We start from the raw sequence: 6,802 nt of genomic DNA, 5'->3' as shown, positions 1-6,802 counted from the left end.
GAATATGATGCCGATTATGGATAACAATCAAATGCCGAATATGATGCCGATTATGGATAACAATCAAATGCCGAATATAATGCCGATTATGGATAACAATCAAATGCCGAATAGATTATGGATAACAATCAACCACCCAATATGATGCCCTATCAAATGCCGTATCAACAGCCCATGATGCCGCCGAATCCGTATTATCAACAACCAAATCCATATCAAATGCCATATCAGCAAGGAGCGCCGTTCGGACCGCAATATACGTCTATGCCAAACCAGAATATGATGCCAATGGATAATAATATGCCGCCGCTTGTGCAGGGTGAGGAAGATTGTGGATGCGGAGGAGAAAGTAGACTATATAGTCCACAACCAGGCGGTCCGCAATATGCGAATCCTTTATATTACCAACCAACTCAGTCTGCATATGCACCACAGCCAGGAACGATGTATTATCAACCAGATCCACCGAATGTATTTGGAGAGCCCGTTTCAGAAGAAGAGGACGAAGAAGAAGTTTAAAAAGGCGGGAGTATTCCCGCCTTTTTTACATTCCTGTTAATTAAGAAAATGAAGTTTTTTTATGAAGTGCTAGAAAATTCCCAGTGAAATATTAACAGTGTAAAAACCTTCTCGGTTACTCATCATAAGAGGGAGCTTTTCAGTAGAGAAGCTCATTCTAACAGAGGGGGTTTTTGTATTGAATACGAAAGTAAAAGTGATTGCTGCTTCTTTGTTAGTTACCAGTGCATTAGCTGCATGTGGTACACCGAAAGATAACAATGCAATGGATGGACGTAACTACAATTACGAGCGTACATCTTATAATGATACACACCAGTATCGTGATAATGTGACACGTAATGATCGTTATACAGATTATGTAACATATAGAAATGGTCGTAACGATACAGGATACAATTATTATCGAGATGTAAATTACAATGGACAAATTGCTAATCCGCATCCAACTCGTAATATTACAATGAACAATTCATACATTAACAATGATGGTAAAACAGCTGAAAGAATAACAAATCGTGTGAAACGTATGAATAACGTAGACCGTGTGTCTACAGTTGTATATGGAAACGATGTAGCGATTGCGGTAAAACCACGTAACACAGTGACAAATGAAACGGCGATGGCTAACGAAATTCGTCAAGCTGTTGCAAATGAAGTTGGAAACAGAAACGTATATGTTTCTGTAAGAAATGATATGTTTACTCGTGTCGATGCAATGAGTACGCGTCTACGTAACGGTACAGTTACAAACGATTTTAATCGTGACATAGTGAATATGTTCCGAGACATTCGTTACGGTTTAACTGGTACAGTGCGATAACAAAACAAAAGAGGAAGGGATAGCCCTTCCTCTTTATTCATCGTTGTCTTGTAAGCGACGTTTTTTAATAAAATAACTAACGGAATAAGAAACTAAAAAGCATATGAAAAGAATACTACCTGTTGAAATAGCTTCAAATAGAGGTCTTTCTGGACTGAAAATAATATAAATAATAGCCGTAACGATTCCTACAATAAGGGAGTGGAAGACAAGTTTGTAATAAGGAGTTAACTGTATTTCCTTTTCGCCTTCTTCTACATCGATTGAAACACTTAACTGTAAATAAGCAAGTAAAATACTTGTAAACATAAATAATAGCCACAATGGAGATTTCGTAATTTGATCAATGCCTTCAGTGAATCCGATATAGCCTAAAATTCCAACTACGCCAATGTATTGAAAAAGAAAAACAATACGTATGTTTTTTAACATTTGAAGAATGAGGCGTTCATCCTTTATTTTTTTCATAATATTCATCCCCTGCTTATTATGATTTCGCTGTCACATTAATTGTAACATATATATTGCAATTATCAATTTATAATTTACATAAAATAATTTGGATGAAAGAGGAAATAAAATATTTTTATAAACATGTTGCACTTATACTTTATTAATGTTATATTAGCAAAGCGATGAGCTAATTTACGTAAGACGAGAGATATGCTTAAGTGCTAAACACGCGAATGTGGTCGCCTGGTCTCTCGCCGTAAACGCATCAAGACGCCTGCTTTGCAGGCGTCTTTCATTTTATATAAAAGTAAATGATACATGCAGATGAGGTAAACCCTTATCTGCATTTTTTATTTTTCGAAAGAAATGTAATATGGATAAAACCCCCATTTCCGGAAAAACTACTAATGAAAGTATGATCTTGCCTAAAAGAGGTGAACGGAAATGAAATGGATACTGATTGCGATGCAAGCTTTCGTTATGATGTTTTGTTTCGTTTATGGAACGAATGTGAAGGCGGAAGGGCCAGTACCAGAAGTAACGAAAAAAGAACCTGAGGTTACAATTTTATTAGAGCGTATGTATGTTGATGGCGAAGTAAGCGAAGAAATACTTACAGAAAAAGTGACGGATTTAGAAAAGTTTTTACAGCAGTATAAAGAATGGCAGCTCGTTGATCGTGATGATGTACAAATTGTATTGCAAAAGAAAGTTGATGATATTTCTCCGTTATTGAAAACGAGCGGGTATTTTGGTGTTTCAGAGGAAGGGATATTACAAATTTTCAAAGGTGTACCGAAAAGTGATAATGCGATCCATTCTTTCTTTCAAATTGATATGAAAAAGCTTGAGAGCTATGAACGTGCGAAATTGAAACGTGGCATTCGTATTAAATCAAAAGAAGGTTTTGTGAAGACGATTGAAAAAATGAAGCAATACGCAGTTCAAAGTAAGAAAAAAAGCAGCTCATGGTGAGCTGCTTTTTTTTCTTATTTGTTTTTAGCTAAAATTTCTTTTGCGATTTCATCAATTAGCATATCTTTTCCGATTGGATTGAATGCTTTCGTATTGAAGACTTCATTTGATACTTCATATACGTGATTATTTTTAACTGCTTTATTGTCTTTCCAAACGGCACTGTTTTTGTAGTCTTCGTAAACTTTATCAGCTTCGCCGCCGAAGTTTACAATAAACATTTGGTCAGGCTGGAATGCAACTAGACCTTCTAGTGATACTTGCGCCATCGTTTGTTTTAAATCCGTACCTTTTGTTGCTGGAAGTTTTAAGTCATTAAAGATGATGTCACCGTATCCGAAGCTACCGTATACACGGAAGTTTTGTGGTGTAACTGCAACGAACATAAAGTTCTCATCTTTTGTTTTCTCTTTAATTTTTTTAGATAAAGAGTCTGCTTTCTTATCGTAGTCTGCAATCCATTTGTCTGCTTTCTTCTCTTCGTCAAATAGCTTACCTACTTCTTTAAACTTACCACGCCAGTCTTCTAAGTTTGTTTCTAGAACAACTGTAGGTGCAACCTTTTCTAGTTGATCATAAATTTTTAATTGACGGTTGTTTAAAATAATTAAGTCTGGTTTTAAAGCAGTAACAGCTTCTAAATCAACTTTAGGTGCCCAGTACCAACCTACTGCTTTTACTCCATCTAACTTGTCTGTTAAGTGATTTTGGATTTTATCTTTATATGTATTTGCTGTACCAACAGGTTTGTGTCCAAGAAGTAATAGTTCTTCTGTTGATCCAGATAAGTCAACAATTCTCTTTGGATTTACTGGAATTGTAGCTTCACCTTTAGCATGTTTTACAACTTTTGTTTTCGGTTGTTCTTTTGCCTTCGATTCTTCTTTTTGAGAAGAACAGCCAACGATAGAAAGAACAACGAGCATAATAGTAAATAAAATAAATAGCTTACGTTTCATCCTGATGTAACCCCTTTAATTAGTATTGATAATCATTATCGACTTCTGTATATTAAGGTGCTTTAACCTTTCTGTCAATGGAAAATAACAGAAGTTTCAAGTGGAGAACATTTGTTGGGGCAGTCTCGCTTTTCTATCATTAAATATGTTAAAATGGAATACATGATTTAAGAGGGAGAGATCGTATTTTGTTTGAATATGTTACAGGTTACGTGGAGTATGTAGGGCCGGAATATGTCGTAATTGATCATAATGGAATTGGTTATCAAATTTTCACACCAAATCCGTATGTATTTCAAAGAAGTAAGCAAGAAATCCGTGTCTATACATATCATTATGTGAGAGAAGATATTATGGCACTTTACGGGTTTAAAACACGTGAAGAGCGTTTATTATTTACAAAGTTGTTAGGCGTGTCTGGCATTGGGCCAAAAGGAGCTCTTGCAATTTTAGCTTCTGGTCAAACAGGACAGGTCGTTCAAGCGATTGAGCATGAAGATGAGAAGTTTTTAGTGAAATTCCCAGGCGTCGGAAAGAAAACAGCACGCCAAATGATTTTAGATTTAAAAGGAAAACTAGCAGATGTCGTACCAGATGCATTTGTTGATTTATTCTCAGACACAGAACGTTTTGATGAGAAGAAAGGTTCATCAGCTGAGCTTGATGAGGCACTGGAAGCTCTCCGCGCACTTGGATACGCAGAACGCGAAGTTTCTCGTGTTGTACCAGAGTTATTAAAAGAATCATTAACGACGGATCAGTATATTAAAAAGGCACTTAGTCTTTTACTAAATGGTAAGAGGTGAGTATAATGGACGAACGTCTCCTTTCAGGGGAATCTGCATATGAAGATGCGGATTTAGAATATTCATTACGGCCACAGACGCTCCGTCAGTATATTGGCCAAGATAAAGCAAAACATAATTTAGAAGTATTTATTGAAGCGGCGAAAATGCGTGAAGAAACGTTAGATCACGTGCTTTTATATGGACCACCAGGTCTTGGTAAAACGACGCTTGCGAATATTATTGCCAATGAGATGGGCGTTAATGTTAGAACAACTTCAGGTCCCGCAATTGAAAGACCAGGAGATTTAGCTGCTGTATTAACAGCGCTTCAGCCAGGGGATGTATTATTTATTGATGAAATTCATCGTTTGCATAGATCAATTGAAGAAGTATTGTATCCTGCGATGGAAGACTTTTGCCTTGATATTGTAATTGGAAAAGGGCCTTCAGCACGTTCTGTACGCCTAGATTTACCGCCATTTACATTAGTTGGAGCAACAACACGTGCTGGAGCATTATCGGCACCGCTTCGTGACCGCTTCGGTGTACTTTCAAGGTTAGAGTACTACACAGTAGATCAGCTTTCTGCGATTGTTGAACGTACAGCAGAAGTATTTGAAGTTGAAATCGATTCGTTAGCTGCATTAGAAATTGCAAGACGTGCTCGTGGTACACCTCGTATTGCGAATCGTCTTTTAAGACGTGTACGTGATTTCGCGCAAGTTCGTGGTAACGGAACGGTTACGATGGAAATTACACAAATGGCATTAGAGCTACTGCAAGTAGATAAATTAGGTCTAGATCATATTGATCATAAATTACTGCTTGGTATTATTGAGAAATTCCGTGGCGGTCCAGTTGGATTAGAAACGGTTTCAGCAACAATTGGAGAAGAATCTCATACGATTGAAGATGTGTATGAGCCGTATTTATTACAAATTGGCTTTTTACAACGAACGCCAAGGGGCCGAATTGTAACGCCGCTTGCGTATGAACATTTCGGAATGGAGATACCAAAAGTATGACGGAGATGCCAAAGCTGCTTATTACAGCCGGGATCTTACTCATTGTTGTTGGATTAGCTTGGAAGTTCATTGGAAGGCTTCCAGGCGATATTTTTGTGAAAAAAGGAAACGTTACCTTTTATTTTCCTATCATTACATGTATTGTATTATCTTTTATTATGTATATAATAAATCGATTTAAATAAGAAATAGGTGGATATAGCTATGGATATAAATCTGTTTGATTTTCATTTACCAGAAGAACTTATTGCACAAGTCCCGTTAGAAGATCGTGAAACATCAAGATTAATGGTGTTAGACCGTGAAACAGGTGATATTGAGCATAAACATTTTACGGATATTCTTTCTTACTTACATGAGGGAGATTGCTTAGTTTTAAATGAAACGAAAGTTATGCCTGCTCGTTTGCACGGTGTGAAAGAAGATACAGGCGCGCACATTGAAGTACTTCTTTTAAAACAAGAAGAAGGTGATAAGTGGGAAACGCTTGTAAAGCCAGCGAAACGTGTAAAAGAAGGAACTGTTATCTCTTTTGGCGAAGGGAAATTAAAAGCAACTTGCACAGGAACTGCAGATCAAGGTGGACGCCAGCTTGAATTTTCATATGATGGCATCTTCTATGAAATTTTAGATGAACTTGGGGAAATGCCGCTTCCTCCATATATTAAAGAGACGCTGGAAGATCGCGATCGCTATCAAACAGTATATGCGAAAGAAATCGGTTCAGCAGCAGCGCCGACTGCGGGACTTCACTTTACAGAAGAGTTACTTGAGAAGTTAAAGCAAAAAGGCGTTCAGTTAGCATTCATTACACTTCACGTAGGACTTGGAACATTTAGACCAGTTTCTGCAGACACGATTGAAGAACACCATATGCACGCAGAATATTATCATATGTCTGAAGAGACAGCGGCATTATTAAATCGTGTGAAAGAGAATGGTGGACGTATTATTACTGTAGGTACGACATCAACTCGTACGTTAGAAACAATTGCAACAGATCATGACGGTAAGCTCTGCGCCGCTTCTGGATGGACAGATATTTTCATGTATCCGGGATATGAATTTAAAGCAATTGATGGTTTAATTACAAACTTCCATTTACCGAAATCAACATTAATTATGCTTGTAAGTGCATTTGCAAATAGAGATAATGTACTTCATGCTTATAATGAAGCAGTAAAAGAAAAATATCGTTTCTTTAGCTTCGGTGATGCAATGTTCGTTGCATCTCACGCTAAAATGAGAAACAAATAAAAG

At 37.0% G+C, this 6,802-nt stretch carries 8 protein-coding genes and 1 pseudogene; 7 read left to right on the top strand and 2 right to left on the bottom strand.

Going from position 1 to position 6,802, the window contains the following annotated elements:
- Together exsA and DN401_RS10695 are read left to right on the top strand one after the other, a co-directional pair.
- A pseudogene (exsA, locus tag DN401_RS10700) lies at positions 1 to 519 on the top strand (spore coat assembly protein ExsA); the annotation flags it as partial.
- Positions 520 to 697: 178 nt separating this feature from the next.
- Entirely contained in the window at positions 698 to 1,342 is a 645-nt protein-coding gene (locus DN401_RS10695) for a YhcN/YlaJ family sporulation lipoprotein (protein WP_001093536.1), read from the top strand.
- A gap of 33 nt (positions 1,343 to 1,375) precedes the next feature.
- Here the strand turns inward: DN401_RS10695 and DN401_RS10690 are convergent, their stop codons facing one another.
- The gene (locus tag DN401_RS10690) at positions 1,376 to 1,810 is read right to left on the bottom strand and encodes a hypothetical protein (RefSeq protein ID WP_000721223.1); all 435 of its coding nucleotides are present in this window, start codon (positions 1,808 to 1,810) and stop codon (positions 1,376 to 1,378) included.
- A 429-nt stretch (positions 1,811 to 2,239) separates the two neighbouring features.
- Here DN401_RS10690 and DN401_RS10685 point away from each other — a divergent pair, with 429 nt between their 5' ends.
- The gene (locus DN401_RS10685) at positions 2,240 to 2,770 is read left to right on the top strand and encodes a BofC C-terminal domain-containing protein (protein ID WP_000871192.1); all 531 of its coding nucleotides are present in this window, start codon (positions 2,240 to 2,242) and stop codon (positions 2,768 to 2,770) included.
- Between the two features lie 14 nt (positions 2,771 to 2,784).
- Here the strand turns inward: DN401_RS10685 and DN401_RS10680 are convergent, their stop codons facing one another.
- A complete protein-coding gene (locus DN401_RS10680; protein ID WP_000823606.1) occupies positions 2,785 to 3,729 on the bottom strand; it encodes an iron-hydroxamate ABC transporter substrate-binding protein in 945 nt (314 codons plus the stop codon).
- 188 nt (positions 3,730 to 3,917) lie between these two features.
- On the opposite strand from DN401_RS10680, the gene ruvA reads away from it, so the two are divergent.
- From ruvA to queA, 4 genes are read left to right on the top strand one after another with little or no spacing between them, the layout of a single operon-like run.
- Positions 3,918 to 4,535 carry a Holliday junction DNA helicase RuvA gene (gene ruvA, locus DN401_RS10675; RefSeq protein ID WP_000464511.1) on the top strand — a complete coding sequence of 206 codons (618 nt, stop codon included), beginning with the start codon at positions 3,918 to 3,920 and terminating at the stop codon, positions 4,533 to 4,535.
- Between the two features lie 5 nt (positions 4,536 to 4,540).
- Entirely contained in the window at positions 4,541 to 5,542 is a 1,002-nt protein-coding gene (ruvB, locus tag DN401_RS10670) for a Holliday junction branch migration DNA helicase RuvB (protein ID WP_000344449.1), read from the top strand.
- Positions 5,539 to 5,727: a DUF2905 domain-containing protein gene (locus tag DN401_RS10665; protein ID WP_098222484.1), complete on the top strand. Its 189-nt coding sequence runs from the start codon at positions 5,539 to 5,541 to the stop codon at positions 5,725 to 5,727. Before ruvB ends, DN401_RS10665 begins: the two co-directional genes overlap by 4 nt.
- A 19-nt stretch (positions 5,728 to 5,746) precedes the next feature.
- Positions 5,747 to 6,799 (top strand): tRNA preQ1(34) S-adenosylmethionine ribosyltransferase-isomerase QueA, encoded by a 1,053-nt coding sequence (queA, locus tag DN401_RS10660; protein ID WP_000354014.1) that lies wholly within the window; start codon positions 5,747 to 5,749, stop codon positions 6,797 to 6,799.
- Positions 6,800 to 6,802: the final 3 nt, after the last annotated feature.

This window comes from Bacillus sp. BF2-3 (assembly GCF_008368795.1).
Taxonomy (GTDB): Bacteria; Bacillota; Bacilli; order Bacillales; family Bacillaceae_G; genus Bacillus_A; species Bacillus_A cereus.
The sequence above is the reverse complement of the archived record's forward strand: the minus strand, read 5'-3'. Positions and strand labels throughout refer to the sequence as shown.